The organism is Neisseria sp., from assembly GCF_030527965.1.
Taxonomy (GTDB): domain Bacteria; phylum Pseudomonadota; class Gammaproteobacteria; order Burkholderiales; family Neisseriaceae; genus Neisseria.
Window position 1 is genome coordinate 131,346 of sequence record NZ_JAUMZU010000002.1, and the last position, 25,748, is coordinate 157,093.

Below are 25,748 nucleotides of genomic sequence, written 5' to 3' on the forward strand. Positions count from 1 at the left end.
CCATGTTAAACCAATGGATGGTTATGGCCGTGCTGGCGCTGGTTGCCGGCGGCGTATTGTATGCGGCCAGCAATAAAGAACGAAACGGCAGCGGCGAATGGAGCAACGGCCTGCAATGGGGTTATCTGCTTATGATGGTCGGCGTGTTCGGGCTGCTTTCCGCCGTGATGAGTTTTACTGCCGTGCTGTTGATTTTTGTTTTGTTTACCGGCGCAGTTTGGGGCTGGCACAAATATCATTCGAAATGGGTGCCGGAAGTGGCGGAGAAAAGACACGACGACAATCATTTCCGCGATTATATGAGCGGCTTTTTTCCGATTATTTTTGTGGTGTTCGTGTTGCGCACGTTTATCGTTGAGCCGTTTCAGATTCCTTCCAGCTCGATGCGTCCGGGCTTGGTGGTAGGCGATTTTATTTTAGTGAAAAAATCGTCTTACGGCATCCGCGTGCCGGTGCTCAACAGTGTGCTGTTTCCTACCGGCCAAGTGGAGCGCGGTGATGTTGTGGTGTTCAATTATCCTGAAAAACCCGATATCAATTACATTAAACGTGCCATCGGCCTGCCGGGCGATGTGGTCGAATACCGCAATAAAACGTTATTTGTGAATGGCGAGAAAGTGGTCGACCAGCCGGACGGATTGTATAACTATCAGGAAACTACGCCTTCCGGTTTGCAGGAAATGCAGGCCGACCAATATAAAGAAAGCCTGAATGGCCGGCAATATGATGTGTTGCGCATTAACGGCGTACCGGCGTTTTCGCCCAATTATGTGCGCGCCGGCGTGGCTAATGGCGGCAGCTGCGAGTATTCGCGCGATGGCTCGTGGTTTCGCTGCACCGTGCCGGAAGGCAAGTATTTCATGATGGGCGATAATCGTGATGCGAGTGAGGATTCACGCTACTGGGGCTTTGTCGATGATCGCCTGCTGGTAGGCAAGGCTTTTCTTATCTGGCTTAATTTTAATGACTTTTCCCGTGTGGGAACCGCCATCAAATAGGTTTGTGGGATTTACAAATAAAATGCCTGTCTGAAATTTTTCAGACAGGCATTTGTGTATAATATCGGCCTTCCGGCGCGGTTCGAAATCCTCCCGCGACAACAAAACTAGGAAATTCTTATGCAAAATGAAAAAGCTTTGGTCATTTTTTCCGGCGGCCAAGATTCCACCACCTGCCTGTTGCAGGCAATCGAGCAATACGGCGCAGGTAATGTCGAAGCCATTACCTTTCACTATGGTCAGCGCCATGCCATTGAATTGGAACGCGCGGCTTGGATTGCCAATGATTTAAACGTTCCCCAAACCGTGCTCGATTTGAGCCTGATGCAGCAAATCACCCATAATGCCTTGATGGACGATGAGGCGCAAATTCGCGCCGGCAGCAACGGCATTCCCAATACTTTTGTCGACGGGCGTAACGCTTTGTTTTTGCTTTATGCCGCCATTTATGCCAAAAGCCGCCATATCAAACACATCATCACCGGCGTGTGCGAAACCGATTTTTCCGGCTACCCCGACTGTCGCGACGTGTTCATCAAATCGATGAACGTGACCCTGAATTTGGCAATGGATTACCCTTTTCAAATCCATACGCCGCTCATGTATCTTACGAAAGCGCAAACGTGGGCGCTTTCCGATGAAATGGGCCGTTTGGACTATATCCGCGAGCATACCCACACCTGCTACAAAGGCGTGGCAGGCGGTTGCGGCGAGTGCCCCAGCTGTGTGTTGCGCGAACGCGGACTGGCGGAGTATTTATCGGCGAAATAACCCTTGCTCAATTACCATCAACCATCCGGCAGCATAATTCGTCTGCCGGCTCGAACCGATACAAACCATGAAAATCACCAAAATATTTACTTTTGACTCATCTCATATGCTTGATGGGCACGACGGCAAATGCCAGAATTTGCACGGCCACACTTACCGGCTGGAGGTTACCGTGAGCGGCAGCCTGATTGAAGAAGGTGCGAAAGCCGGTATGGTTATGGACTTTACCGATTTGAAAAGCATCGTAAGGCAAACGGTTACCGAACCTTTTGACCATGCTTTCCTCTATCATGGTGCCAATCCGAGAGAATGCCAGATTGCCGCGTTGCTCGAAGGCTGGAAAATGAAAACGCTGCGCCTTGATGCACGAACTACTGCTGAGAATATGGCGGTTGAAATTTATCGGCGTTTGCGCGAGGGCGGATTGGACGTGTGCCGCATTAAATTATGGGAAACGCCCGAATCGTGCGCCGAGTATGAAGGTTGAACGGCGGCCAATAATGCCTGTCTGAAAAACGGAAGATTATGCAAACTTTATCCACCATTTTGGCTTTACTCGTGGCCGCCGAGCATATTTACATCATGTATCTGGAAATGTTTCGGATTCCCAGCGCGCAGGCAGCCCGAATTTTCGGGCTGCCCGATGAATTCATGCAGCAAAAACGCGTGCAGGTTATGTTTAGCAATCAGGGCCTGTATAACGGCTTTCTGGCGGCGGGCATCGTATGGGCGCAGTTTTTTGCGCCGGACGATGCGAAAACCGGCGCCACCATGCTGTTTCTCTGTTTTGTGCTGACTGCCGCAGTGTGGGGCGCTTTGACTTCCAATAAAGGTATTTTGTTGAAACAAGGTTTGCCTGCCGCTTTGGCACTGGCTTTCGCGTGGGGTGCAAAATGAAGGAAATCCGCCCGGAAAACCCGGAATACCGCATTGTTGAGATTTTTGAAAGTTTGCAAGGCGAAGGCTGGAATACCGGCATGCCGGCCGTATTCATCCGCTTGGGCAAATGCAACCTTGCCTGCTCTTGGTGCGATACCGATTATCTGACTTTCAAATTAATGAGTTTGCATGATATTCATGCCTGTCTGAAAAACTATGCCTCCCGTAATATTATTATCACGGGGGGCGAGCCGACCATTCAGCCTCATCTGGCGATTTTGCTCGATTCGCTCAAAGCGGCAGGCTATCGCCTCTGCATGGAAACCAACGGCCTTAATCCTGCGCCGCCGCAGATCGATTATGTGGCGACCAGTCCGAAGGCCTGCTATGCGGCGAAATATGAAAAGCAGTGCATCGCCGAAGCAGACGAGGTGCGCATCGTGGCCGACGGCGATATATTGGCTTTTTGCGCGCAAATGGAGCGTAAAATCCGCGCCGACCATTATTACCTTTCGCCTTGCGAGCAAAATGGCGTGATGAATATTTATGAAACCATCCGCCAGATTGGCCAGTTAAACGACCGCTCCGATGCGCCCGTGCATTGGCAATTGAGCGTGCAAACGCACAAATGGGCCGGTATCGAATGATTTTGTCGGTTGAGCGGCAGATATGTTGAGGCGCTAAACGGTTTGTTATGCACAAGGCTGCGTTTTCGGCTTGGAATAGCGGTTGTAATAGAAAAAGCCTGTCTGAAAAGATTTTCAGACAGGCTTTTTATTGGGCGTTTAAGGGTTGACCGGTCGTGAGCTGGTAACCGTTTCAACCCAGCCGTTGTCACGTACGCGGGTTTGGCCGGCTTCCAATCGCGGTGTTGCGGCGCTACCCTGCGGGGCGTTGACGTGTACCGGTATTTGAGGTTGTGCGGCGGGTTCAATGCGTTCGACCAAGCCATCGGGTCGGGTAACGGTTTGCACTTGTTGTGATTTGGGTGGTTCAGGTTGATAGCGTTTGCTGTCAATCATAACGGGAACACCGGCTTGGCGGGCAATACCGATAACGGAAATTTCAACCCTGCGGTTGGGTTTGTTGCATTCGTTGCGTTCGGCCTTGTTTTTAGCAAAGCGCTCGGTGCAATCGTCTACCAGCAGTTTGCTGCTGCCTGCGCCTTCGGTTTTAATCAGTTTGGCGGGTACGCCGCTGCTTTCAAGCACCTGCGCTACCGCTCTGGCACGGGCAAGAGAAAGGGCACGGTTGGCTTCGTCGTTGCCGGTCGGGTCGGTATAGCCGACGACATCGATGCCGCGTACATAAGGCAGGTTGTTGCTGATCTCTCCGGCGATGCTTTGGGTTTGCGCCGTGCCTTTTACCGAAATGTCGGCTTTATTGAAATCGAACAGAGAAGCGGCGTCTAGGGTGAATTTTTTCAGTTCCTGCGGTTTGGGCTGCACAACCGGCTGCGGCGCTTGATATTTGATTGGCACATATTCCCATGCTTGAGGCGTGTCGCGATTGAAGGCTTTAACGTAAGTATGCTCGCAAGCGGCAAGTAAAAGCAAAGAAGCGGAAAGGGCGAGTGCTCTTGTATTCATCGTCAGGCTCCTGAAAGAGATTGATTGCGTCGATAATAAAGGGTAATGCGTTGCCCGTGTGATGCCGAAGTTTTTATCAACCTTGTGTCAATAATGCTCCGGTTTGTGTAAAATTCTTTCTTATATCCGTATGATACCTGAAAACGAAAGGCCTATGTAAACGCAATAGCGTTGCCGGCGGCTGCGGTATCGATTAGCCTGATTATGCCTGTCTGAAAGGATGATGCCTTGAAGCTCAAAACATTTTTAAAACAAGCGGCCTCGGTGTTGAACCGCTTGGATGCCGTTTTGCCTCCCGAAGCGAAAGAGCCAGATTGGCACGCGCTGGCCTATCGTTGGCAGAGCATCGGCAAGAAGGGCGTGCTTGAGTGCTTGCCACGCCCGCACACTTTTCCTTTGAGCCGTCTTGCCGCAGTTGGCACGCAAACCGAACGGTTGGTGCGCAATACCGAGCAGTTTTTAGCGGGTCGGCCGGCGAATAATGTGTTGATGACCGGTGCGCGCGGCACGGGTAAATCTTCGCTGGTTAAAGCATTGCTGCATGAATATGCGGAACACGGGCTGCGCCTGATTGAAGTGGACAAAAGCGATCTGGCAACCTTGCCTGCGTTGTTGGCGATGTTGCAAAAGCGTAGCGAGAAATTTATTGTGTTTTGCGACGATTTGTCGTTTGAAGACGGCGAAGAAGGCTATAAAGCCCTGAAAACTGCATTAGACGGCGGCTTGTCGCTGCGTTGCGACAATGTTTTGGTTTATGCCACCTCAAACCGCCGCCACCTTATGCCCGAATACATGGATGAAAACCTAGGCGGCACCAGCCATCGCGGCGAAATCCACCCGAAAGAAGCGGTTGAGGAGAAGGTGTCGTTATCCGACCGTTTCGGGTTGTGGCTGAGCTTTTATCCGTTTGATCAGGAAGAATATCTGCAGGCTGTGGCCAACTGGCTGGATGAATATTGCCTGCCGCTGGATGAAACGGCTCGTCATGCCGCATTATTGTGGGCACAAACCCGCGGCAGCCGCTCCGGCCGCACGGCATGGCAGTTTGCGTGCGACTGGGCGGGCCGTCTGCCGGAACAGCGGGTTGTAGATTAAATCGGTTGTACCAAAATATTTTTGTAAGAATTGGCGAACTCAATCGTCTAAGCATCCATACGTTTTTTTAAAGGAGCTTGGAAATGGCTGCAAGTTTGAAAAATTTAAAAATAGTGGCGCTCTTGGGTGCGGTTGTGGCGGCAGGTTGGTTGGCGCTGACCTATCTGCCGCGCGCAGATGCAGACGGAGGCAATCCGGCAAAAGATGTGGCTGCCGCGCTGGCAAAATTGCACGATCCGGCAGGCAAACCGGCTACGGATTATCTGAAAAAAGACAAACCTACCTTGGTAAAATTCTGGGCGAGCTGGTGTCCGCTTTGCTTGTCTGAACTTCAGCCGACCGAAGAATGGGTAAAAAGCGGTCATTTCAAAAACGCTAATCTGGTTACGGTGGCATCGCCCGGTTTTCTCGGCGAAAAAGCCGCCGGCGATTTTGAAACATGGTATAAAGGTTTGAATTATCCCGCTCTGCCCGTGCTGACCGATGCCGGCGGGCAGATAGCCAAAACGCTGAACATCGGCGTTTACCCTTCTTGGGTTTTATTGGATAAAAAAGGCGATGTCAGCCGCATTGTAAAAGGCGGGTTGAATGAAAAACAAGCGCTTGCCTTGTTAGACAATCCTGAAGCGGATTTAGGTAAGTTGCAAGACACTTTTTATAAATCTGAAAAGCATAAGGAGTCTGTACCGATGCACACGAAAACCATTTATCTTGCAGGCGGTTGTTTCTGGGGCTTGGAGGCTTACTTCCAGCGTATTCCCGGCGTGGTTGACGCAGTTTCCGGTTATGCCAACGGCAAAACCGAGAAACCCTCTTATGAAGATGTGTCGCACCGCAACAGCGGCCATGCCGAAACCGTAAAAGTGGTTTACGATTCAGACAAACTGAGCTTGGCCGATATTCTGCAATATTATTTCCGCGTGGTGGATCCTACCAGTTTGAACCAACAGGGCAACGACCGCGGTACACAATACCGCACCGGTATCTATTACACCGATGAAGCAGAGCGCAAAACCATTAGCGCTTCATTAGCTGCCGAGCAGAAAAAATACCAACAGCCGATAGTGGTGGAAAATCTGCCGTTGTCGCAATTTTACGAAGCGGAAGAATACCATCAGGATTATCTGATTAAAAATCCGAACGGCTATTGCCATATCGACATCCATAAAGCCGACGAACCTCTGCCGGGCAAAAGCAGCGCAGTTAAAAAGTTTGATGCCGACAGCTACCGCAAGCCTTCCGACAGCGAGCTGCGCAGCCGCCTGACAGACGAGCAATATCGCGTTACTCAAGAAAGCGGCACCGAATATGCTTTCAGCCATGAATACGACCATTTGTTCAAACCCGGCATTTATGTAGACGTGGTTAGCGGCGAACCTTTGTTCAGCTCTGCCGACAAATATAATTCCGGTTGCGGCTGGCCGAGCTTCACCCGCCCGATTGATCCGAAAGCGGTAACCAACCACGATGACAACAGCTATAACATGCACCGCGTTGAAGTACGCAGCCGCGCAGCCAATTCCCATTTGGGCCATGTGTTCCCCGACGGCCCGAGCGACAAAGGCGGTTTGCGCTATTGCATCAACGGCGCCAGCCTGCGCTTCGTACCGTTGGAAAAAATGGACGCAGAGGGTTACGGCAATTTGAAACATCTGGTGAAATAAGTCGAAATCATAGGCGACACAACAAAGCCTGTCTGAAAATATTCAGACAGGCTTTCTGTTTGCCAACCGGTTTTAGTTTTAGTTACGTTTCGGATCATTCGGGCGCAGTTGGGCGGCGAGTTTGTCGAGAATGCCGTTGATGAATTTGTGGCTGTCGGTGCCGCCGAAGGTTTTGGTCACTTCGATGGCTTCGTTGATAACCACGGGGTAGGGCGTTTCGGGCATTTCCGCCAGCTCGTAGCAGGCCATCAGCAAAACGGCGAGCTCAACGGGGTTGACGTCTTTTTCATCGCGGTCAAGCAGAGGGCGGATGATTTGCAGATATTCGCCTTGTTTGCCAAAAGCACCAAAAAAAACGGCGGTAAACAAGGCGTCGTCGGCTTTGGTGAAATCTGAGGTTTCGCGGATGTTTCGGGCGGTTTCGGGCGCGTCGGTTTGGTTGAGCGCGGCTTGATACAGGGCTTGTACCACGAATTCGCGAGCACGGCGGCGTGGGGTTTTCATGCGGTTTCCTTCTGGGTTAGTCTTCTTGTTCGGATAAAAGCCGGTTGACCAGATTGCCGCATTCTACGGCAACGATAGCGGCGTCGGTGGCTTTTTCGACGATGCGCGCGTGTGCCTGCTCGTCGTTTTCGGTGGTCAGGATGGCGTTGGCAATCGGGATGTTGTAATCCAAACCGACGCGGGTTACGGCAGCGCCGGATTCGTTAGCGACTAGCTCGAAATGATAGGTTTCGCCGCGGATAATGGCGCCGATGGCAATCAGTGCGTCAAAGCGTTGCGAGCTGGCCAGATTCATCAAAACAATCGGCACTTCTAAAGCGCCGGGCACGGTGGCAACGGTGATGTTGTCCGGCGATACGCCCAAGTCTTGCAGTTTTTTAACGGCCACGTCAACCATAGCGCTGCCCACTTCGTTGGTAAAGCGCGCTTGCACAATGCCGATGCGCAGGTCTTGGCCGTTGAGGTTCGGTTCGATGATATTCATGGGAATGCTTTCGTTGATAATCAATAAATAGTATTGGAATGATGTATTCAGACAGGCATAAAAATGTGGAATGCCTGTCTGAATAGGGTTATTCGATAGGTTGCCAGTCGGCAACGGGAATGAAATTGCCGCTGTCATCGATTTCCCATGCACCTTCGGCTTCTTGCAACAAGGGCAGCAAGGCGGGGTTGAGGGAAGTGATGTCGTTGAGCGTGTGTATGGCGAAATTTTCGGGATTGCCGGTGTATTCGTCGGATTCTTCGCCGCTGAAAAAGCGCCAACCGCTATCGTTTTCGAATACAGGTGTTTCGCGGTAGGCAAAGCCGACGGGTTCGTTATTTTCGGTAACGGTTTTGCTGACGATGCAGCGACCAAGCGCGGCGGTCAGGGCGTTGGCGAATGTGTTCATGCTTTTGCGGTGGTTAATATTGGCGGGAAAAGCGCGATTTTATCATGCTTCTAGGGGTTTCGGCTTGAGGGAACCGAGATAAATCGCCAACATGGTCAGCAGGGCGCCGGCCCATTGCAGGCCGTTAATCGGTTTGCCGAGGAAAAAGTAATCAATCAGCAATGCTGCCACCGGTTCGCTTAACAGTAAGAGGCCGGTTAAGGCCAGCGAAAGCAGCGGCACGGCGTAGGCAATCAAGCCCCATGCGAAGCACTGCATGACGGCGCCGTAAATCAGAATCAGCCCGATATCGCGCAGGGTGGCGGGGTAGAGATTATGGGCATTGAAAAACAGGGCGGGCAGGCACACGGCAGCCATGCCGCCGAGGCTGATCAGCATCATCAGCGGGAAAATGGGCGCAGGTTCCGCGTCGTGTGTTTTGCGTACATAAACCATCGAGCAGGCCAGCATGGCGCCGGAAACGATGCCGCTGACAAATCCCCACGCGGCGTTTTGGTTGTGGTTGAATTCGGGGCTGGCAATCAGGGCAACGCCGGTAATGGCCAGCGCAAGGCTGAGCATCTGCAGCCGGCTTTGTTTTTCGCCGAACCAGAAAAAGCCGATGGCGGCCAAAAAGAAAATCTGCAAGCTGTTGAGCAAGGTGGAGATGCCGGGCCCGACGGCATAGATGCTTTCGTGCCATAGTGCCAAATCCAGCCCGAGAAAAGCGCCGGCTGCCAAACCGTAGCATATGGCTTTTTGGGATTTTGGGAATTTTTGCCCCGACCAACGGGTCAGCAGCCAGAAAATGGCTGCGGCTACAAACAAACGCCAGAACGCAATCGCATAAGCACCGACCGGTACGGTGGCGACGATGATGCTGCCCAAACCGAACACGACGCAGCCGATAATCAGGCCGGGTGCGGCAAATTTCTGCGCGTTCATGGAAACTTAAAGTATGTGATTTTTTGAAAAAAAATGATTATACAGATAGAATGTGCTTTCGCAATGCCTGTCTGAAAAGGCGTTTGAGCAGGCATTCAAGCGCGGCGAAGCGACCATGTTTTGTAAAGGGAAGAATGAACATCCGTACTAAAATCTGCGGGCTGACCCGCCCCGAAGATGCGGTAACCGCCGCTGCGTTGGGCGCTGATGCCATCGGGCTGGTTTTTTTTGAAGGCAGCAAACGCCATGTTGATGTGGCGCAGGCGCAGGCAATCGTGCGCGCGTTGCCGCCGTTTGTGAGCGTGGTGGCATTGTTTGTGAATGAAACAGAAAGTGCCGTGCGCCGTATTCTGGCGCAGGTGCCGGTCGACATATTGCAGTTTCACGGCGATGAAACGGCTGAATTCTGCCGTCGCTTCGACCGCCCTTATCTGAAAGCCGTGCGCGTACGCTCAACCGACGATATGCTGGCCGCAGCCAATCATTATCCCGATGCGCGCGCGGTTTTGTTTGACGCGCATATTGAGGGTGAATACGGCGGCACGGGTCATAGCTTTGATTGGAATATGCTGCCCAGCAATCTGACGGGCAACTGGGTGCTGTCGGGCGGTTTGGATGCAGAGAATATCCGACGGGCTTTGGTCATAACGGGCGCTCGCGCGGTAGATGTATCCAGCGGTGTGGAAAGCGCACCGGGGATTAAGTCTGCCGAGAAAATGGCCGCGTTTCTGGCGGCAGTCAGGCAGGCCGAGGCTGGCGAGGCATGAGCGTAAAATCACGGATAAAGGAAAATCAATGACGGATACCCGAAAAATAAAACAACCTCATATTGATGCCATATTCCGTGAATATTATTTGGAAGAACTGGCGAAAAACCCGCTCTACCGCCACCTGCTGGCTGCCATGCAGAATAAGCCGCAATGGTCGCAGGAAGCTTGGTTTGAGGCATTGGGCGACTTGCACGATTACGAATATGCTTGTTTCCAAAATGCGTTTGAGCGCATACAGGAAATCAACGGCCAAGGAGAACAAGGCGCCGTGCGGTTAAATGAATTCGTGTTTTACCGCAGCGCGTTTTAAGCTTTTCAGACAGGCATTGCCTGTCTGAAATATAATGGAACCAACATAATTGAGCGGGCAGGCATAGAAAAGTGGCCTGTCTGAAAAATGCATTCCGAGCAAATTAAAAGGAACATCCGATGAAAAATTACCAAGCGCCCGATCAACAAGGTTTTTTCGGCGAACACGGTGGCGTGTATGCGGCCGAAACTTTGATTCCTGCCCTGCAAGAATTGGCGGCAGCCTATGACGAAGCCAAAAAAGATCCTGCTTTCTGGGAAGCGTTTCATCAAGACTTAAAACATTATGTCGGCCGCCCCAGCCCCGTTTACCATGCCGAACGCCTGTCTGAAAAATTAGGCGGCGCGCAAATCTGGTTGAAGCGCGAAGACCTGAATCACACCGGTGCGCATAAAATCAACAACACCATCGGCCAAGCGCTGCTGGCCAAGCGCATGGGTAAAAAGCGCGTGATTGCCGAAACCGGCGCCGGTCAGCATGGCGTGGCGTCGGCAACTGTGGCCGCTCGGTTCGGCATGGAATGCCATGTTTATATGGGTGCGGATGATATTCAGCGCCAGGCGCCCAATGTGTTTCGCATGAAGTTGCTGGGTGCCGATGTGGTGAGCGTGGCCAGCGGCAGCCGCACGCTGAAAGATGCGATGAACGAAGCCATGCGCGAATGGGTTGCCCGGGTGGACGATACGTTTTACATCATCGGCACTGCCGCCGGCCCTGCGCCGTATCCTGAGATGGTGCGCGATTTCCAATGCGTGATTGGCAACGAAGCCAAAGCGCAGATGCTTGAAGCGATAGGCCGCCAGCCCGATGTTGCCGTGGCATGCGTCGGCGGCGGTTCTAACGCCATCGGTTTGTTTTATCCTTATATCAGCGAAGAAAACGTGCGCTTGATCGGAGTGGAAGCAGGCGGTTTGGGCATCGATACGCCCCAACATGCGGCACCCATCAGCAGCAAGGCGCCTATAGGCGTGTTGCATGGCTTCCGCAGTTATTTAATGCAGGATGAAAACGGCCAAGTGCTGAGCACCCATTCGGTTTCAGCCGGTTTGGATTACCCCGGCATCGGCCCGGAGCACAGCCATCTGGCTGACGTCGGCCGCGTTGAATATACCGTGGCTAACGACGATGCCGCCTTACAGGCTTTTGATTTGCTATGCCAATACGAAGGCATTATTCCGGCTCTCGAATCCAGCCACGCGCTGGCTTGGGCGGTGGCTAATGCGCCGTCTATGGGCAAAGACCAAGTGATCCTGGTCAACCTTTCTGGTCGCGGCGATAAAGACATCAATACCGTAGCAAAATTAAAGGGGATTGAGTTGTAATATTCCTCGCCCGTGCAGCCGGCTGAAGGTAAGCTGCGTGCCGGCTCGGCAAACGGAAAAGGTTGTTCCATTTTTGGAGGAGTATCCCATGAGTACGATTGATTCATCCCGGATTTTTCCCGAATTTTTCGACCAAGCGCCTGTTTTACAAGTGCGTGATCCGTTGGCCGAATTTCTGGGCGCCGCCCAAGGCGGTTTGTTGACCTACCGTTATGAGGATGCCGTAAAACTGGCCGGTCATTCCTGCCCGACGGTGGCCAGCGCTTATCTGATGGTTATCCGCGGTCTGAAGGCTTTATACGGAAGCGAAATTCCGGAACGCGGCGGAATCGAAGTGTTGGTGAAAAAAGGGCGCGAGGAAGGAACGACCGGCGTTGTGGCGTCGATGGCAACGCTGTTGACCGGCGCCGCAACCGAAACCGGCTTTGGCGGTATGGGGCCGGCGGGGCGGTTTGCCCGACGTAATTTGCTCTCTTTCGACAATCCTATCGATTGCACGTTGTTGTTGCGTCGCCGCGATACGGGTCGGGCAGTAGAAGTTACCGCGCATGAAGAAGCGGTGCCTTGGCCGGAAGAAATGAAGGCCTTATTGCCGCTAGCGGTAAGCGGCAAGGCCAATGAGGAAGAGTTAAACCGTTTCCGAGAATTATGGCAGGGGCGGGTGCGTAAAATGCTGGTGGAATTTGCGGAAGACGACCGTTTGGTAGAAGTCCGCCTGGTTTGATAGATGCGGTTTTATTTTCGTGATGCCGTTGGTGCGTTTCTGGGGTGGCCGAATGGTTGCTCTTAGATTAGAAATGAGTAGCCAAGGAAAGCTTAATGCCTGTCTGAAAAATGTTCAGACAGGCATTTTTTGTTGTTAAGAGCAGAATGGCATTATTCCTGCGCTTCGGCTAAGGTTTTTTCGATGGCATCGGCGTCAAACGATTTGGCTATCAGTTCGAAACGGCTGTCGCGGCGCCAGGCAACTTGGCTGGCGCCCCAGTGCCCGTCGACCCAGTTGAGCCAAACCCATGTGCCCAAAACGCGAAAAATGCCTTTGGCTCGAACCAATCCTTCGGTGATTTGCGGCAGCTCGTTGAAAAAACGGGTAATTTTTTCGCCGTCAAAATCGCGTTCGGCCGAGAAGGTATAGCCTTGAGATTGAAAGCCCATGGTGTTGTCGGGAAGGGCTTTGAGGCGGTAGCGCGGCTTTTCGATAACCGGTGTGTCGAGCCAGCTTATGTCCATTTGCGCGTTTTCCACTTCGGCTATGCGGGCTTTGGGCGGAAAGAGCTTGGCGGCTTGATCCCGAAAAGCGGTCATTTGCTCGGGCGTGCATAAATCGGTTTTGCTGGCGACCAAAACGTCGCATACGCTGATTTGGTCTTTATATAGGGCTTGCTGCGCATAATCGGGGTCGATGAATTGGCGCGGATCGACAATGGTAAATACGGCGCCGATGTCGAGCAATTGGTCGAACGGCGAAGCTTTGAGCTCGTCTATCACGCTGGCGGCATGGGCGAGCCCGCTGGCTTCTATTAGTATGCGGTCGGGTTTGTTACCGCTGATCATACGGTTGATGGTGTTGCCCATCTGGGGGCCGGCGATGCAGCAGAGGCAGCCGCCGGCAATCTCGGCTACGGGAATACCGTTGTCGCTCAATACGGCGCCGTCGATGCCGATTTCGCCGAATTCGTTAACCAGAATCACCCATTTTTCGGCCGGGTCTTTTTGCGCCATCAGGCTTTTTAAGGCAGTGGTTTTTCCGGTTCCGAGAAAGCCGGAAATTAAGTGTACTTTGGCTTTTTTTATTTTTGACATTGTTTGCATATTCCTGTGAGGACCAGATGCTCTTCTTTGAGCAGGAATCCGCTGGCGGCGACGCCTTGTTGCAGTGCCGCCCATTCTTTGCTGAGGGTTTGTTCGTCGACCGTACCGCATTCTGTGCAGACGAGGATAAACGCGCTGTGATGGTGGGCGTTGGATTCCTCTTCATGGCAGTGGCTGTTGCATTCGTGTTGCGCATGGCTGCATAAAACGTAGCCGTTGACTGCGGCCACTTTGTGCAGTATGCCTTGTTCCACCCAGAAATCGAGCGCCCGGTAGGCGGTGGGTGGGGCAACGGGGCTATCGCTTTGCTGCTGCATAAGCGATAACACGGTATAGGCTTTGATGACGCCGCTTTGCTGCAAAACCAAGTCGAGCACTTGTTCTCGCAGGGCGGTAATTTGCGCGCCGTTTTCACGGCAGCGCTCAAGGATTGTTTGTTTTGGGTTCATCCTGAAGTTCCTGCAAGCTTGGTTGGCGTGGACTTTCATTATAACCGAAATGCCTGTCTGAAAGCGGCTATGGATGTTTTCAGACAGGCATTTTGCTTGCTTGGCAAGGCGAATTAGCCGCGAGTTACGGGCAGGGCGCCGAAAGCTTGGGCGGTGGGCATGATTTCGATGGAGTTGACGTTCATGTGTTTAGGCCGCTGATAGAGCCATAGTGCGGTGTCGGCAATGTCTTGGGCGCTGATGTAGGCAACGTTTTCGTAAAGTTTTTCCGCGCGTTCGTCGTCTCCTTTAAAGCGGACATTGGAGAATTCGGTGCCGCCGCACAGGCCGGGTTCGATATTGGTCACGCGTACGCCGCTGCCTTGCAAATCGGCGCGCAGATTGAGGGAAAACTGGCGGACAAAGGCTTTGGTTGCGCCGTAGACATTACCGCCCGGGTAGGGGTAGGTGCCGGCGATGGAGCCGATATTGATGACATAGCCCTCTTGCCGCGCCACCATTTCGGGCAATATTTTACGGGTCAGGTAAGTTAGGCCGATGACGTTGGTCTGAATCATGGTTTGCCAATCGTTAAAATCAGCGTTATGGGCCGGCTCCAACCCCAGCGCCAAGCCGGCGTTGTTAATCAGGCAGTCGATGGCGGCAAACGGCTCGGGTAGGTTTTGCAGGGCGGCATCGATGGCGGCGGTATCGGTCATATCCATGGCAACAGGATGGAACAGTTCGCCTAAAGCGGTTTGCATCGATTCCAGTTTGCTTAGCCTGCGCGCGGCGCCGACAACCGGATAGCCGGCTGCTACAAATGTTTCACACATTGCCCGGCCGAAGCCGGCAGATGCGCCTGTAATTAAGATGGCCATATTATTTCTCCTTTCGTTTTGGATGGTGTTTCGGGTATTATAACAAACGGATTGACTCAATCCGCTTAATAAAATAAGTGCCTGCGAAGCGGGCTATAAATACTAACAATATTCAAGGAATATCAAATGACTAACAAAATCTTATTGGCTGCTGCGGTAGCCGTGTTGATGAGTGCGTGCGGCGGAAGCGGCAGCGCTCAGGAAAAAGGGCCGATTTCAGAAGCCAGAACGGCTGCGTTTAAAGCCATGATGCCCGAATATGTGGGCATGGGAAAAGTATTGAACGGCGATGAAGCATTTGATGCGGAGCAATTTAAAAAATCCGCCGCAACGTTTGCACAAAATGCGCGCAAACCGTTTGAGCATTTTCAAAATGACACGGCCGGTAACGGCCATGCCTTGCCTGAAATTTGGAGCAAGCCGGCCGAATATCAGGCAAGGCACGAAAAATTTATCGCAGCGGTAGACGAGTTGAATGCGAAAGCGCAAACAGGCAAGATGGATGAAATTAAAGCGGCCTACGGGCAGGTAAGCGCCAGCTGCAAATCTTGCCACAGCAGCTTCAGAAGCAATTGATGCCTGTCTGAAAAATAGAAAACCGCCCGCATAAAACGGGCGGTTTTTTTTTAAGGCAGCCTTATTCGTAGGTTGTGTTCAAATCGGTATTTAATTTGCCATCCAATGCCGCATTAAGCTGATCTTTATCCAGAGCGTTTTCCCAGCGTGCAACAACAATGGTGGCACATGCGTTGCCAACCAGATTGGTCAGCGCGCGGCATTCCGACATGAAGCGGTCGATACCCAGAATCAGCGCCATGCCTTCTACCGGTACGGACGGTACGACCGACAAAGTAGCCGCCAGCGTGATAAAGCCTGCGCCTGTAACGCCGGCAGCGCCTTTTGAGCTCAGCATGGCAACCAGCAGCAGCGTGATCTGATCGGAAATGCTCAAATCAATATTCATGGCTTGGGCGATGAATAGCGCCGCCATCGTCATATAGATGTTGGTACCGTCGAGATTGAACGAATAACCGGTTGGGATAACCAAGCCGACAACTGATTTTTCGCAGCCCGCACGTTGCATTTTTTGCATCAGAGTAGGCAATGCGGCTTCGGATGAAGAGGTGCCCAATACCAGCCAGAGTTCTTCTTTGATGTAACGTATCATTTTCAGAATGGAAAAGCCGTTATATTTGGCAACCGAACCCAACACGATTAAGACGAACAAAAACGAGGTAATGTAGAAGGTGGCGACCAGAAAAAACAGGCTGCTAACCGATTGGATGCCATACTTGCCGATGGTAAAAGCCATGGCGCCAAAAGCACCAATCGGCGCGGCTTTCATCAAGATAGCCACCATTTTGAATACCGGTGCCGAGAATTCTTGCAGCAGATTGGTAATCGGGCGCGCTTTTTCACCGATGGAGGCAAGCGAAATACCGAATAAAACGGCCACAAATAAAACCTGCAGGATATTGCCTTCCGCCAGCGGGCTGACGATGGTGGTCGGAATAATGTTGAGCAAGAAGCCGACTATGGAAGATTCCTTCGCTTTGCCGGTATATTCCGCCACTTTGCTGAGGTCTTTGCTGTTTAGCGTGGCTGGGTCGATATTCAGACCGGAGCCGGGGTGGATGACATTGGCAACGATAATGCCGATGATGAGGGCTAAGGTGGAGAAGGTTAGGAAATAAGCAAACGATTTGCCGACAACCCGGCCCATGGTTTTCAAATTGCTCATGCCGGCGATGCCGGTTACCACGGTAAGGAAAATCACCGGTGCGATAATCATTTTAACCAACTTGATAAAGCCGTCGCCCAGCGGTTTCATTTTAGTGCCCAAATCAGGCATGAAATGGCCGAGCAGAATGCCGACAATGATGGCGAAAATCACTTGTACATACAAAATTTGGTAGAATTTTTGTTTGCGTAGCGGTTGTGAGTCTTGCAACTCAGAAGGGTCGATATTCAACATTCTGAAATCCTCTGTAACTTATTTTTCTTAAATGAATGTTGCACTACATCGTGCAACATTCGTGTGAATTTACAAGCTAGCGCAAATTAATGCAAACTCAATTTGTTTAAAATTCAAAAAAATTTAATATATAAATGATTTTAAAGGGTAATAAAATTCATGCCTGTCTGAAAAAGAGGTTTTCAGACAGGCATGAATTAGTTTGTTAAACGCTGAAATGGTTTTATGGATGGCGTGGTTTTATAACATCTGATTACAATGAGTGCCATCTGTTGCCATAAATATCGGCATCGTGATTTAAAAAAGGTTGCCCGTAGGCAACCTTGATTAATTTTTAAGCGACTGAACCGGTGCGGGGATGCGGCCGCCGCGATTAACAAACACTTCGCAGCTTCCTTCTTTTACCGGCATGATAGGCGCATAGCCAAGCAAACCGCCGAATTCTACGCTCTCGCCCACATCTTTGCCGGGTACAGGAATGATGCGCACGGCGGTGGTTTTGCTGTTAATCATGCCGATGGCAGCCTCGTCGGCGATGATGCCGCTGATGGTGGCCGCGCTGGTTCGGCCGGGCACGGCAATCATGTCTAATCCGACGGAGCAAACCGCGGTCATTGCTTCGAGTTTGTCGAGCGTGAGCACGCCCGCTTCGGCGGCGGCAATCATGCCTTCGTCTTCGGATACGGGAATAAACGCGCCGCTCAAACCGCCGACAGCAGAAGAGGCCATCATGCCGCCTTTTTTGACGGCATCGTTCAACAGCGCTAAGGCGGCGGTGGTGCCGTGGGTGCCGCAGACGCTCAGACCCATGGCTTCTAGAATGCGGGCAACCGAATCGCCGACGGCTGGCGTGGGAGCGAGTGATAAATCGAGAATGCCAAATGGAATATTCAGCCGTTGCGCGGCTTCCTGACCGATAAGCTCGCCGACGCGGGTGATTTTAAAGGCGGTTTTTTTTACGATTTCGGCGATTTCGGTCAGATTTTCGCTTGTGCAGCCGGCCAATGCGGCTTGTACAACGCCGGGGCCGGATACGCCGACGTTCAACATCACGTCGCCTTCACCCGAGCCGTGGAAGGCGCCGGCCATAAAAGGGTTATCGTCTACTGCGTTGCAGAAAACAACGATTTTGGCGCAGCCGAAGCCTTCGGGCGTGGTTTCGGCGGTGCGTTTGATGGTTTCGCCCATGAGCTTGACGGCATCCATGTTGATACCGGCGCGGGTGCTGCCGATGTTGACCGAGCTGCAAACGATATCGGTGGTGCGCATGGCTTCGGGTATGGAGCGGATGAGCACTTCGCCGGAAGGCGTCAGCCCTTTGGGTGCCAGCGTGGAGAACCCGCCGATGAAGGATACGCCGATGGCTTTGGCCGCTTTGTCTAAAGTTTGGGCTATGGAAACGTAGCTGTCGGCGCCGGTGGCGGCGGCAATTTGGGCGATGGGCGTAACGGAAATGCGCTGGTTGACAATCGGAATGCCGTATTTGGCGGAAAGGTAATGGGCGGTGGAGACCAGATCTTTGCCGATACGGGTGATTTTGTTATAGATGTTTTGATTGAGCGTGTCGATGTCGGGGCTGATGCAATCGTGCAGGTCTATGCCTATGGTCAGCGTTCGCACGTCGAAATTCTGATCGGAAACCATGCGTATGGTTTCCAAAATCTCGCTTGATTGGATACTCATTCGGCGGCCTTTCTGGGTCAGATGCGGTGCATGGCGTTGAACAGGTCTTCGTTTTGCATGCGGATGTCCAACGCAAGTTTTTTACCTTCTGCAGCAAACAAATCGAGAATTTCCTGGCGGGATTTTGGGCATTTTGAGGTGTCGGCCAAAATAATCATGGTAAAGAAATCATCCATTAATTGCTGGCTGATGTTGAGAATGTTCAACTGGTTTTCGGCGAGTAGCTTGGATACGTCGTACACGATGCCGATGCGGTCTTTGCCGATAACGGTAATCACTGAATTGCTCATGGCGGTATTTTCCTGAAGGTTGAGTTTTTCAGACAGGCATTTTGTAATCGAAATGCCTGTCTGAAAACATAGGAAGGGCGTGACGCTATTATAACCGAATCGTGCTGGCGACTGAAAAATCTTGAAAACCGCGGGAACCACTTCTCCTATCCGGCTATCTTAGCCATATCTTGCAGATTGTCTCGATGATTAAAACAGAAAGAAAAGAGAATATACATGACCAAGCTTTTTACTGCCTTACTGGCCATGCCGGCCATTGTGTTGGCAAGCCCTTACGTACAGGCTGCGCCGGCGGAGCATCCGGCTCAGGTGCAGTTTAAACAGAATATGGACGCGGTGCTGGTTGCCGCACGCAACAAAAGCCTGAGCGAAGAGCAGAAAATCCGGCAGATTACCGGCTATGCCGACCATTATCTGGATTACCAGCGTATCTCGGCGCTGGCGGTGGGTTTGCCTTGGCGCCAGTTTGACGACAAACAGAAGAGTGATTTTATTCAGGCGTTTAAAGATATGGTGGTGGGGATTTACGCCCATTCCGCGCTGATGGGTGCGGCGGAAGCGCAGGTAGTGCTGCTGCCTAAAATCAAAGAGGAAAAAAACAATCGGGTAACCGTGTATACCGAAATCAAAACCGGCAGCGGCAAAAAATACGAGGTGGGTTACCGCCTGTATCCTGAAAACTCGGTTTATAAGATTTATGATATTCAGGTTGATGGCTCCAGCTTGGTTACGGTTTACCGCAATCAGTTTAACGAGCTCATCAAGCAAAAAGGCATCGACGGTGCTATTGCTACCGTACGCGCGAAAGGTTTGAAAAAAGTAGAGTAAACCTGCCGTGATTGAAAAAGCCTGTCTGAAAAGCGTTCAGACAGGCTTTTTTATGCGAGGCGGCGCGCCTCGATGTTTCAGACTAGCAATATGTTAAAATCGCCTTTTCCAAACACACCGCCAAGCCAATGCCGTCATCACTTGTCCGTCTGACCGAACTTGTCCGCCTGTTGCAGGAACGTGCTTATATTTTTGCCGCCGACCCGCAACCGATTACCGACGCGTTACGGCACGCCGCCGGCAGCGCAGAAGAAAAACTCGGCCGCCGCGCGGAAATGATTGATAGCGATCGCAAGCTGCAAGAAGCGCTGGGGAGAACGGAACAGGCTTCCCGCTGGCTGCTGGCCGCAGCCACGCTGATATGGCTGGCCGTCGGTTTTTCAGGAACATTCGGCCTGATGCAGCAAAGCGCCTTGAATTTCTTTTTCGTCGCCGCCGGTATTCTCGGTTTGCATACCGTGATGCTGCTGGGCTGGCTGCTGTTTACCTTTTTGTCTCGTCGCGGATCTGTCGGATTTTTCATCAACCCGGCCACCTGGATTCGCGGTAAAGACCCGGTCAGCCAAGCGGTATTGCGGCTGTATCTTAACGAATGGCAGCAGCCGTCTACCCGTTGGTTTGTCAGCAAAATTTTGCACCGTTTGTGGCTGGCCGCGTTGTTCGGCATGTTGGCTGCCGTTATTTTGCTGTTGTTGGTGCGGCAATATACGTTTAACTGGGAAAGCACGTTGTTGAGCGATGATGCGTCGGTAAGATTGGTGGCGTTGCTTTCATGGTTGCCCGCCAAGTTGGGCTTCCCGACGCCAGATGCAACGGTGGTACTTGCCAGCCGTTTGAATAACGATGCCGCCACCGCGCAGCAGTGGGGCGGCTTGTTGATTGGCAGCATCGTATGCTACGGCATGTTGCCGCGCTTGGCAGCATGGTTCGCTTGCCATTTATTGTCGCGCCGTCAGCGCAGTGCTGTGTTGCCGCTTAATCTGCCTTATTACCAAAACATCATTCAGCATTGGCAAACGAGGGTGGTGGATGCCGATACCCAAACCGAAAGCGTTGCCACCGTCAGCCCGAAAATCAGCCTCGGCCATGCGCCCAAATGGGCGGTGATGCTGGAAACCGAGTGGTTCGACAAACAATGGTACCGTTATGTTTTAGGTCAGGACTGGCTTGATCAAGGCTGTGCGAGTAATCGCGAACAGGTGGCGGCCTTAACAAACCGCTTGCAGCAAGAGCCGGCTCAGTTGCTGATTGGCGTGCGGGCGCAAGCCATGCCGGATCGGGGTGTTTTACGCCAGCTTGTCGGGTTGGCCGAAGCAGCGGAAGGCGGAGCGGTGGTGCAGCTTTTAAGCGATGGCAACAATGCGGCAAATATTCAGGAATATTTGAGCCGTTGGCACGAAGCGCTGAACGAGCGCGGTTTGCCGTGGCTGGATCCGCCCGGCGTTAGTCAGCAAGAGCGGCAGGCGCGGCAGAGTTCGGTATAAAGGCCGATTTTTATTCTCTAATTTATGCCTGTCTGAAAAACGGCAGCCGGTCGGTTGCGGTTTGTTTAACCTATCTGATAACTTGTGATGATGAAACAAGATACTTCTTTATCTTTGGCCGTAGTCGGCCATACCAATACCGGTAAGACCTCATTACTGCGCACCTTGCTACGCGACAGCACCTTTGGCGAAGTGAAAAATGCCCCGTCAACTACGCGGCATGTCGAAGAAGCATTGATTAACGACGGCAGCACAACTCTGGTGCGTCTGTATGATACGCCCGGTTTGGAAGATGCAGGCGGCGTGTTGGATTGGCTGGAGAGCCACACTTCATCGCGCGCCGACGGTATCGAGCGGTTGCAGCAGTTTCTCGAAAGCCTGGAAGCGCAAGGCGATTTCAATCAAGAAGCCAAAGTTTTGCGCCAGTTGCTGCAGAGCGACATGGCCTTGTATGTCATTGATGCCCGCGAACCGGTGTTAAACAAATATAAAGACGAATTAACCATATTGTCTTGGTGCGCCAAGCCGGTGATGCCGGTTTTCAATTTCACGGAAGGGCACAGCCTCGACGAATGGGCTGCTATGCTGGCACGGCGCGGTTTGCACATATACAGCGGCTTTGACACCGTCGCTTTTGATTTCGAAGGCGAGCTGCGATTGTGGGACAACCTTGCCACCATGTTGCCCGAACGCGACATCCTCGACCGCTTGATGGCGATGCGTCGTCGAGAGTGGCAAGCATTGGATGCCGATGCCAGGCGCGAAATCGCACATTTTTTGCTGGAAGTGGCAGCGTACCGTCAGGAAATCGAAGAAAACGATCCGCCCGAACCAGTGCTGCAGAAAATGCAATCGGCGGTGCGCCAGCAGGAGCGGGCGCTACAGCAGCAATTATTCCAAAATTATCGTTTTTACCACAACGAAATCGATACCGGCGAATGGGCGCTGAAGGCGTTTAAACAAGATCCGTTTGATGCCGAACTGTTGAAAACCTACGGCATCCGCACCGGCACGGGCGCCGCCACCGGAGCGTTAATCGGATTGGGCGTGGATATGGTAACGTTAGGCGGATCGCTCGGGCTGGGAACCGCTATCGGCGGTATTTTAGGCGGCGTCTTGCCGAATATGCAGGATATTTCGGATAAATTAACCGGTAGGCAAACCTTATATATCGATCCCGAAAACCTGACTTTACTGGCAGCGCGCGCATTGGATTTGCTCGCGGCTCTGCAAAAGAGGGGGCATGCGGCGCAAAATGAAATTCAAGTCATCAGCGGCAAAGCGCCGTGGCGGCCTTCGCACCTGCCGGAGGAATTGGTTAAAGCCAGAAGCCGATCGAAGTGGTCGTCTTTGAATACCGGATTGCCCGAAAACAGCCGAAGAGAAAGGATGGAAGCGGCCGAGGGTTTGGCAAGCAAGCTGAGCCTCCTGTCTGAAAAATAGACCTGTAAGGTGTTGCGATAGCGTAACAAAATCGATGCGATTGAATTATTTGAAACAAAACAACATTGACGTAATAAAAAGATTTGTAGAAAATAACGGCAGTCGGGCGGGGAAGCCCTTCCGACTTGTTTCTCCTCTATTTCTCCTTTGTAGACTTGGCACACATTTTTTAATGTGTGCATTTTTTTATGTATCGGTCTGGTCAACAGGGCTTTGATTCAGTTTTGCGCCATCAAATTTCTTTTGTCGGCCTATTTTTTATAGGAAAAATTAAAAATTATTGTAAATATAGTAGATTTTAATTGACAACGATTTTGATGCACGCCATAATAGAAGGTATTAGATGGTACAAGGTGCTGTCTATTGTTTCTCCTCTATTTCTCCTTTGTAGACTTGGCACACATTATTTTTTAATGTGTGCATTTTTTTGCTTAATAATAAATTGTTTGCTTGAAGTTTTGTTTCAGGTAAGCATCGCTTCTGCTCTATACATGAAATACATGTTTAAATCATTTTTTGCAAACGCGTGCCCTCATTATCGGCTAAAATGCCAGCTTCTCACTATAGCCGCCATTTAAATTTCACGACGGCCTTTCTGCTTTTTGCCGTACCGTTCCGGCTTGTCGCCTTATATCAAGAATCGTTTATTCCAAAGGATTTTACATATGGATACTCCGCTTACCGTTGCTTTTTCTATCAAAGACAAACAGCCGATTGAGCTGATTGGCAAAATGGCCAACCGGCACGGTTTGATTGCCGGCGCCACCGGTACCGGCAAAACCGTTACTTTGCGCAAAATGGCGGAAATGTTCAGTAATCAAGGCGTGCCGGTGTTTATGGCTGATGTTAAAGGCGATTTATCCGGTATCTGTCATGCTGGCGACGGCAGCGGCAAAATAGGCGAACGCATGGCCGAATATGGTTTGGAAGCAGCTTATCTGAGCGGTTTTCCGGTGCGTTTCTGGGATGTGTATGGCGATACGGGTATTCCGGTGCGCGTAACCATTTCGGAAATGGGGCCGATGCTTTTGGCTCGTTTGATGAATTTGAACGATACGCAGGAAGGTTTGCTCAATTTGGTTTTCAAAGTAGCCGATGATAACGGCTGGCACTTGATAGACCTGAAGGATCTGCGCGGCATTTTGCAACATGTGTCCGACCATGCCAAAGAGTATCGTACGCAATACGGTAACGTTTCTGCGGCCAGTGTGGGTGCCATTCAGCGCCAGCTGTTGACGATGGAAAACGAAGGCGCGGAGCATTTTTTCGGTGAGCCGGCATTGAACCTGCAAGATTGGATGCAAACCGAAAACGGTAAGGGCGTTATCAATATTCTCAATTCGGAAAAGCTGATGCGCAGCCCGCGCCTGTATAGTGCGTTTTTATTATGGTTTTTGGCCGAGCTGTTTGAGATGTTGCCGGAAGTGGGTGATTTGGCGTTGCCGAAATTCGTGATGTTTTTCGATGAGGCGCATTTGATTTTCGATAATGCGGCGCCTGCTCTGATAGAGCAGATTGAGCAGGTGGTGCGCCTGATTCGTTCCAAAGGCGTGGGTGTCTATTTCGTGACACAAAATCCGCTGGATTTGCCGGATAGCATTCTTGGGCAGCTCGGTAATCGGGTGCAGCATGCTTTGCGTGCTTTTACTCCGCGAGACCAAAAAGCCGTGCGTGCCGCCGCTGATACGTTTCGCAGTAATCCCGATTTGAAAGTGGCCGAAGTAATTACGGAATTGGGCGTCGGTGAGGCGTTGGTGTCTTTTTTGGATGAAAAAGGCATGCCCGGCATTGTGCAGCGCGCCAACATCATGCCGCCCCAATCGCAGCTTGCGCCTTTGGCTGCAGAAGAGCGCAATGCTATCTTTCAAAAAGATGCGCTTTATGCCAGCTATAAAGATGCGGTCGACAATTATTCCGCTTATGAAGCCTTGCAGGAATTAAGCGCGCAGCAGTCTGCCGAAGGCGAGCGTCAAGCTCAGGCAAAGGCAGAGGAGAAAAGTGAAAAAGCGGCGGAAAAAGCCAAAGCCAATGAAAAAGACGGTATGCTCGGCGGTTTTCTGGGCGGTTTGTTTGGCAGCCGTAAAAAATCCAACCAAGGTATTGCTTACGATTTGGCCGATTCGGTCGGCAGCCAGTTGAACCGGCAGGTAACCAATGCGATTTCGCGCAGCATTATGGGCGTGATTAAAAATATGATGAAATAATCTTAATGCCTGTCTGAAAACCGTTTTTCAGACAGGCATAGTAGGTTTGATGCTTCTAAAGATAATAATCTATATTGTGATAATATAGGCAAGTCAGGCGGATGATGTTTATTTGAATAAGTATGCCTGTCTGAAACAAAAAAAATCAGGAATTTTCATGAATAGAATACAAACCGCTTTTTCCGCCCTCGACGGTAAAAAAGCTCTGATTACTTACATTACCGCTGGCGATCCGAGCTTAGAGGCCACCTTGGATTTGATGCACAGTCTTGCCGAAAACGGTGCCGACATTATTGAATTGGGCATTCCTTTTTCCGATCCGATGGCAGACGGGCCGACTATCCAGCGAGCCGCCGAGCGCGCGTTGGCCGAAGGCGTTTCGTTGAAAGACGTGTTGTCTTTAGTGGCGCAGTTTCGCCAAACCAACCAAACCACGCCCGTTGTGTTGATGGGTTATCTTAATCCCGTTCATAAAATGGGTTATGAAACTTTTGCTCGCGCTGCTGCCCAAGCCAGCGTTGACGGCGTGTTAACGGTGGATAATCCGGTCGAAACCATTGCCCCGTTGCAACAAGCGCTGAAAAACGAGGGGATAGACTGTATTTTCCTCATCGCGCCGACGACTGGCGAGGAGCGCATCCAAACCATCGCAAAACATGCCGGTGGTTTCGTTTACTATGTTTCGCTCAAAGGTGTAACCGGTTCGGCCGCCTTGGATACGCAAGAAGTGGCTGATAAAATTGCTTTGCTGCGAAAATATATTTCCATTCCCATTGGCGTCGGCTTCGGTATCAGCGATGCCGAAAGCGCTAAGCAAATCAGCCGAGCGGCCGATGCGGTGATTATCGGCAGCCGGATTGTGAAAGAAATCGAAAGCAATCCCGGCAATGAAGCCCAAGCAGTGGGCGTTTTGGTTAAAACGCTGAAAAATGCCATCTGACGAGGCGGATAAAAACATTGCCAATCTGACGCTTGCTGGCTATATTGCGCGCTGCGATTCA

28 protein-coding genes and 1 riboswitch are annotated in these 25,748 nt (G+C 51.5%); of the genes, 17 read left to right on the forward strand and 11 right to left on the reverse strand.

The window, feature by feature from the left end; all coding sequences use genetic code 11:
* The first annotated feature begins 2 nt into the window (after positions 1 to 2).
* From lepB to Q4A84_RS01710, 5 genes are all read left to right on the forward strand, one after another.
* Positions 3 to 998: a signal peptidase I gene (gene lepB, locus Q4A84_RS01690; protein WP_303087191.1), complete on the forward strand. Its 996-nt coding sequence runs from the start codon at positions 3 to 5 to the stop codon at positions 996 to 998.
* A 71-nt stretch (positions 999 to 1,069) separates the two neighbouring features.
* Positions 1,070 to 1,115, forward strand: a riboswitch (PreQ1 riboswitch).
* A 3-nt stretch (positions 1,116 to 1,118) separates the two neighbouring features.
* Positions 1,119 to 1,769, forward strand: coding sequence for a 7-cyano-7-deazaguanine synthase QueC (gene queC / locus Q4A84_RS01695; protein ID WP_303087192.1), 651 nt, complete (start codon positions 1,119 to 1,121; stop codon positions 1,767 to 1,769).
* 67 nt (positions 1,770 to 1,836) lie between these two features.
* Positions 1,837 to 2,256, forward strand: coding sequence for a 6-carboxytetrahydropterin synthase QueD (gene queD, locus Q4A84_RS01700; RefSeq protein ID WP_303087193.1), 420 nt, complete (start codon positions 1,837 to 1,839; stop codon positions 2,254 to 2,256).
* 38 nt (positions 2,257 to 2,294) lie between these two features.
* Complete coding sequence (locus tag Q4A84_RS01705; RefSeq protein WP_303087194.1) at positions 2,295 to 2,666, forward strand: DUF1304 domain-containing protein; 372 nt, start codon at positions 2,295 to 2,297, stop codon at positions 2,664 to 2,666.
* Positions 2,663 to 3,295: a 7-carboxy-7-deazaguanine synthase QueE gene (locus Q4A84_RS01710; protein WP_303087195.1), complete on the forward strand. Its 633-nt coding sequence runs from the start codon at positions 2,663 to 2,665 to the stop codon at positions 3,293 to 3,295. Before Q4A84_RS01705 ends, Q4A84_RS01710 begins: the two co-directional genes overlap by 4 nt.
* Positions 3,296 to 3,433: 138 nt before the next feature.
* Here the strand turns inward: Q4A84_RS01710 and Q4A84_RS01715 are convergent, their stop codons facing one another.
* Complete coding sequence (locus Q4A84_RS01715; protein WP_303087196.1) at positions 3,434 to 4,237, reverse strand: OmpA family protein; 804 nt, start codon at positions 4,235 to 4,237, stop codon at positions 3,434 to 3,436.
* Positions 4,238 to 4,465: 228 nt separating this feature from the next.
* Between Q4A84_RS01715 and Q4A84_RS01720 the strand changes: the two genes are divergently transcribed.
* Together Q4A84_RS01720 and msrAB are read left to right on the forward strand one after the other, a co-directional pair.
* A complete protein-coding gene (locus tag Q4A84_RS01720; RefSeq protein WP_303087197.1) occupies positions 4,466 to 5,332 on the forward strand; it encodes an ATP-binding protein in 867 nt (288 codons plus the stop codon).
* Positions 5,333 to 5,415: 83 nt separating this feature from the next.
* Complete coding sequence (gene msrAB / locus Q4A84_RS01725) at positions 5,416 to 6,996, forward strand: bifunctional peptide-methionine (S)-S-oxide reductase MsrA/peptide-methionine (R)-S-oxide reductase MsrB (protein WP_303087198.1); 1,581 nt, start codon at positions 5,416 to 5,418, stop codon at positions 6,994 to 6,996.
* Positions 6,997 to 7,074: 78 nt separating this feature from the next.
* Here msrAB and nusB read toward each other — a convergent pair whose 3' ends face one another.
* From nusB to Q4A84_RS01745, 4 genes are all read right to left on the reverse strand, one after another.
* A complete protein-coding gene (gene nusB, locus Q4A84_RS01730; RefSeq protein ID WP_303087199.1) occupies positions 7,075 to 7,500 on the reverse strand; it encodes a transcription antitermination factor NusB in 426 nt (141 codons plus the stop codon).
* 16 nt (positions 7,501 to 7,516) lie between these two features.
* Entirely contained in the window at positions 7,517 to 7,984 is a 468-nt protein-coding gene (gene ribH / locus Q4A84_RS01735; RefSeq protein ID WP_303087249.1) for a 6,7-dimethyl-8-ribityllumazine synthase, read from the reverse strand.
* 88 nt (positions 7,985 to 8,072) lie between these two features.
* A complete protein-coding gene (locus Q4A84_RS01740) occupies positions 8,073 to 8,393 on the reverse strand; it encodes a DUF2185 domain-containing protein (RefSeq protein ID WP_303087200.1) in 321 nt (106 codons plus the stop codon).
* Positions 8,394 to 8,435: 42 nt separating this feature from the next.
* The gene (locus Q4A84_RS01745) at positions 8,436 to 9,317 is read right to left on the reverse strand and encodes a DMT family transporter (protein WP_303087201.1); all 882 of its coding nucleotides are present in this window, start codon (positions 9,315 to 9,317) and stop codon (positions 8,436 to 8,438) included.
* 134 nt (positions 9,318 to 9,451) lie between these two features.
* Between Q4A84_RS01745 and Q4A84_RS01750 the strand changes: the two genes are divergently transcribed.
* The 4 genes from Q4A84_RS01750 (at position 9,452) to Q4A84_RS01765 (ending at position 12,443) form a co-directional block, all read left to right on the forward strand.
* Positions 9,452 to 10,084 (forward strand): phosphoribosylanthranilate isomerase, encoded by a 633-nt coding sequence (locus Q4A84_RS01750; RefSeq protein ID WP_303087202.1) that lies wholly within the window; start codon positions 9,452 to 9,454, stop codon positions 10,082 to 10,084.
* 28 nt (positions 10,085 to 10,112) lie between these two features.
* Positions 10,113 to 10,397 (forward strand): hypothetical protein, encoded by a 285-nt coding sequence (locus Q4A84_RS01755; RefSeq protein ID WP_303087203.1) that lies wholly within the window; start codon positions 10,113 to 10,115, stop codon positions 10,395 to 10,397.
* A 119-nt stretch (positions 10,398 to 10,516) separates the two neighbouring features.
* Complete coding sequence (gene trpB / locus Q4A84_RS01760) at positions 10,517 to 11,719, forward strand: tryptophan synthase subunit beta (protein ID WP_303087204.1); 1,203 nt, start codon at positions 10,517 to 10,519, stop codon at positions 11,717 to 11,719.
* Between the two features lie 88 nt (positions 11,720 to 11,807).
* Positions 11,808 to 12,443, forward strand: coding sequence for a hypothetical protein (locus Q4A84_RS01765; RefSeq protein ID WP_303087205.1), 636 nt, complete (start codon positions 11,808 to 11,810; stop codon positions 12,441 to 12,443).
* Positions 12,444 to 12,595: 152 nt separating this feature from the next.
* Here Q4A84_RS01765 and Q4A84_RS01770 read toward each other — a convergent pair whose 3' ends face one another.
* The 3 genes from Q4A84_RS01770 to Q4A84_RS01780 form a co-directional block, all read right to left on the reverse strand.
* Positions 12,596 to 13,522: a GTP-binding protein gene (locus Q4A84_RS01770; protein ID WP_303087206.1), complete on the reverse strand. Its 927-nt coding sequence runs from the start codon at positions 13,520 to 13,522 to the stop codon at positions 12,596 to 12,598.
* Complete coding sequence (locus Q4A84_RS01775; RefSeq protein ID WP_303087207.1) at positions 13,510 to 14,019, reverse strand: Fur family transcriptional regulator; 510 nt, start codon at positions 14,017 to 14,019, stop codon at positions 13,510 to 13,512. The genes Q4A84_RS01770 and Q4A84_RS01775 overlap by 13 nt, the downstream gene beginning before the upstream one ends.
* 74 nt (positions 14,020 to 14,093) lie before the next feature.
* Positions 14,094 to 14,840, reverse strand: coding sequence for an SDR family oxidoreductase (locus Q4A84_RS01780; protein ID WP_303087208.1), 747 nt, complete (start codon positions 14,838 to 14,840; stop codon positions 14,094 to 14,096).
* Between the two features lie 126 nt (positions 14,841 to 14,966).
* On the opposite strand from Q4A84_RS01780, the gene Q4A84_RS01785 reads away from it, so the two are divergent.
* The gene (locus tag Q4A84_RS01785) at positions 14,967 to 15,416 is read left to right on the forward strand and encodes a cytochrome b562 (RefSeq protein WP_303087209.1); all 450 of its coding nucleotides are present in this window, start codon (positions 14,967 to 14,969) and stop codon (positions 15,414 to 15,416) included.
* A 61-nt stretch (positions 15,417 to 15,477) separates the two neighbouring features.
* On the opposite strand, the gene Q4A84_RS01790 is transcribed toward Q4A84_RS01785, so the two are convergent.
* The 3 genes from Q4A84_RS01790 to Q4A84_RS01800 form a co-directional block, all read right to left on the reverse strand.
* Positions 15,478 to 16,815 carry a dicarboxylate/amino acid:cation symporter gene (locus Q4A84_RS01790; RefSeq protein WP_303087210.1) on the reverse strand — a complete coding sequence of 446 codons (1,338 nt, stop codon included), beginning with the start codon at positions 16,813 to 16,815 and terminating at the stop codon, positions 15,478 to 15,480.
* 327 nt (positions 16,816 to 17,142) lie between these two features.
* A complete protein-coding gene (locus tag Q4A84_RS01795; RefSeq protein WP_303087211.1) occupies positions 17,143 to 18,498 on the reverse strand; it encodes a PFL family protein in 1,356 nt (451 codons plus the stop codon).
* 17 nt (positions 18,499 to 18,515) lie between these two features.
* Positions 18,516 to 18,788, reverse strand: coding sequence for an ACT domain-containing protein (locus Q4A84_RS01800; RefSeq protein WP_303087212.1), 273 nt, complete (start codon positions 18,786 to 18,788; stop codon positions 18,516 to 18,518).
* 216 nt (positions 18,789 to 19,004) lie between these two features.
* Here Q4A84_RS01800 and Q4A84_RS01805 point away from each other — a divergent pair, with 216 nt between their 5' ends.
* The 5 genes from Q4A84_RS01805 to trpA all read left to right on the forward strand — a co-directional run bounded on the left by Q4A84_RS01805 (position 19,005) and on the right by trpA (position 25,687).
* Positions 19,005 to 19,616, forward strand: a complete 612-nt coding sequence (locus Q4A84_RS01805; protein ID WP_303087213.1) for a phospholipid-binding protein MlaC — start codon at positions 19,005 to 19,007, stop codon at positions 19,614 to 19,616.
* A 128-nt stretch (positions 19,617 to 19,744) separates the two neighbouring features.
* The gene (locus Q4A84_RS01810; RefSeq protein ID WP_303087214.1) at positions 19,745 to 21,100 is read left to right on the forward strand and encodes a DUF2868 domain-containing protein; all 1,356 of its coding nucleotides are present in this window, start codon (positions 19,745 to 19,747) and stop codon (positions 21,098 to 21,100) included.
* A gap of 90 nt (positions 21,101 to 21,190) precedes the next feature.
* Entirely contained in the window at positions 21,191 to 22,543 is a 1,353-nt protein-coding gene (locus tag Q4A84_RS01815) for a DUF3482 domain-containing protein (protein ID WP_303087250.1), read from the forward strand.
* A gap of 665 nt (positions 22,544 to 23,208) precedes the next feature.
* Positions 23,209 to 24,747, forward strand: a complete 1,539-nt coding sequence (locus Q4A84_RS01820) for a helicase HerA-like domain-containing protein (protein WP_303087215.1) — start codon at positions 23,209 to 23,211, stop codon at positions 24,745 to 24,747.
* 157 nt (positions 24,748 to 24,904) lie between these two features.
* Positions 24,905 to 25,687, forward strand: a complete 783-nt coding sequence (gene trpA / locus Q4A84_RS01825) for a tryptophan synthase subunit alpha (RefSeq protein WP_303087216.1) — start codon at positions 24,905 to 24,907, stop codon at positions 25,685 to 25,687.
* The last annotated feature ends 61 nt before the right edge of the window (positions 25,688 to 25,748 follow it).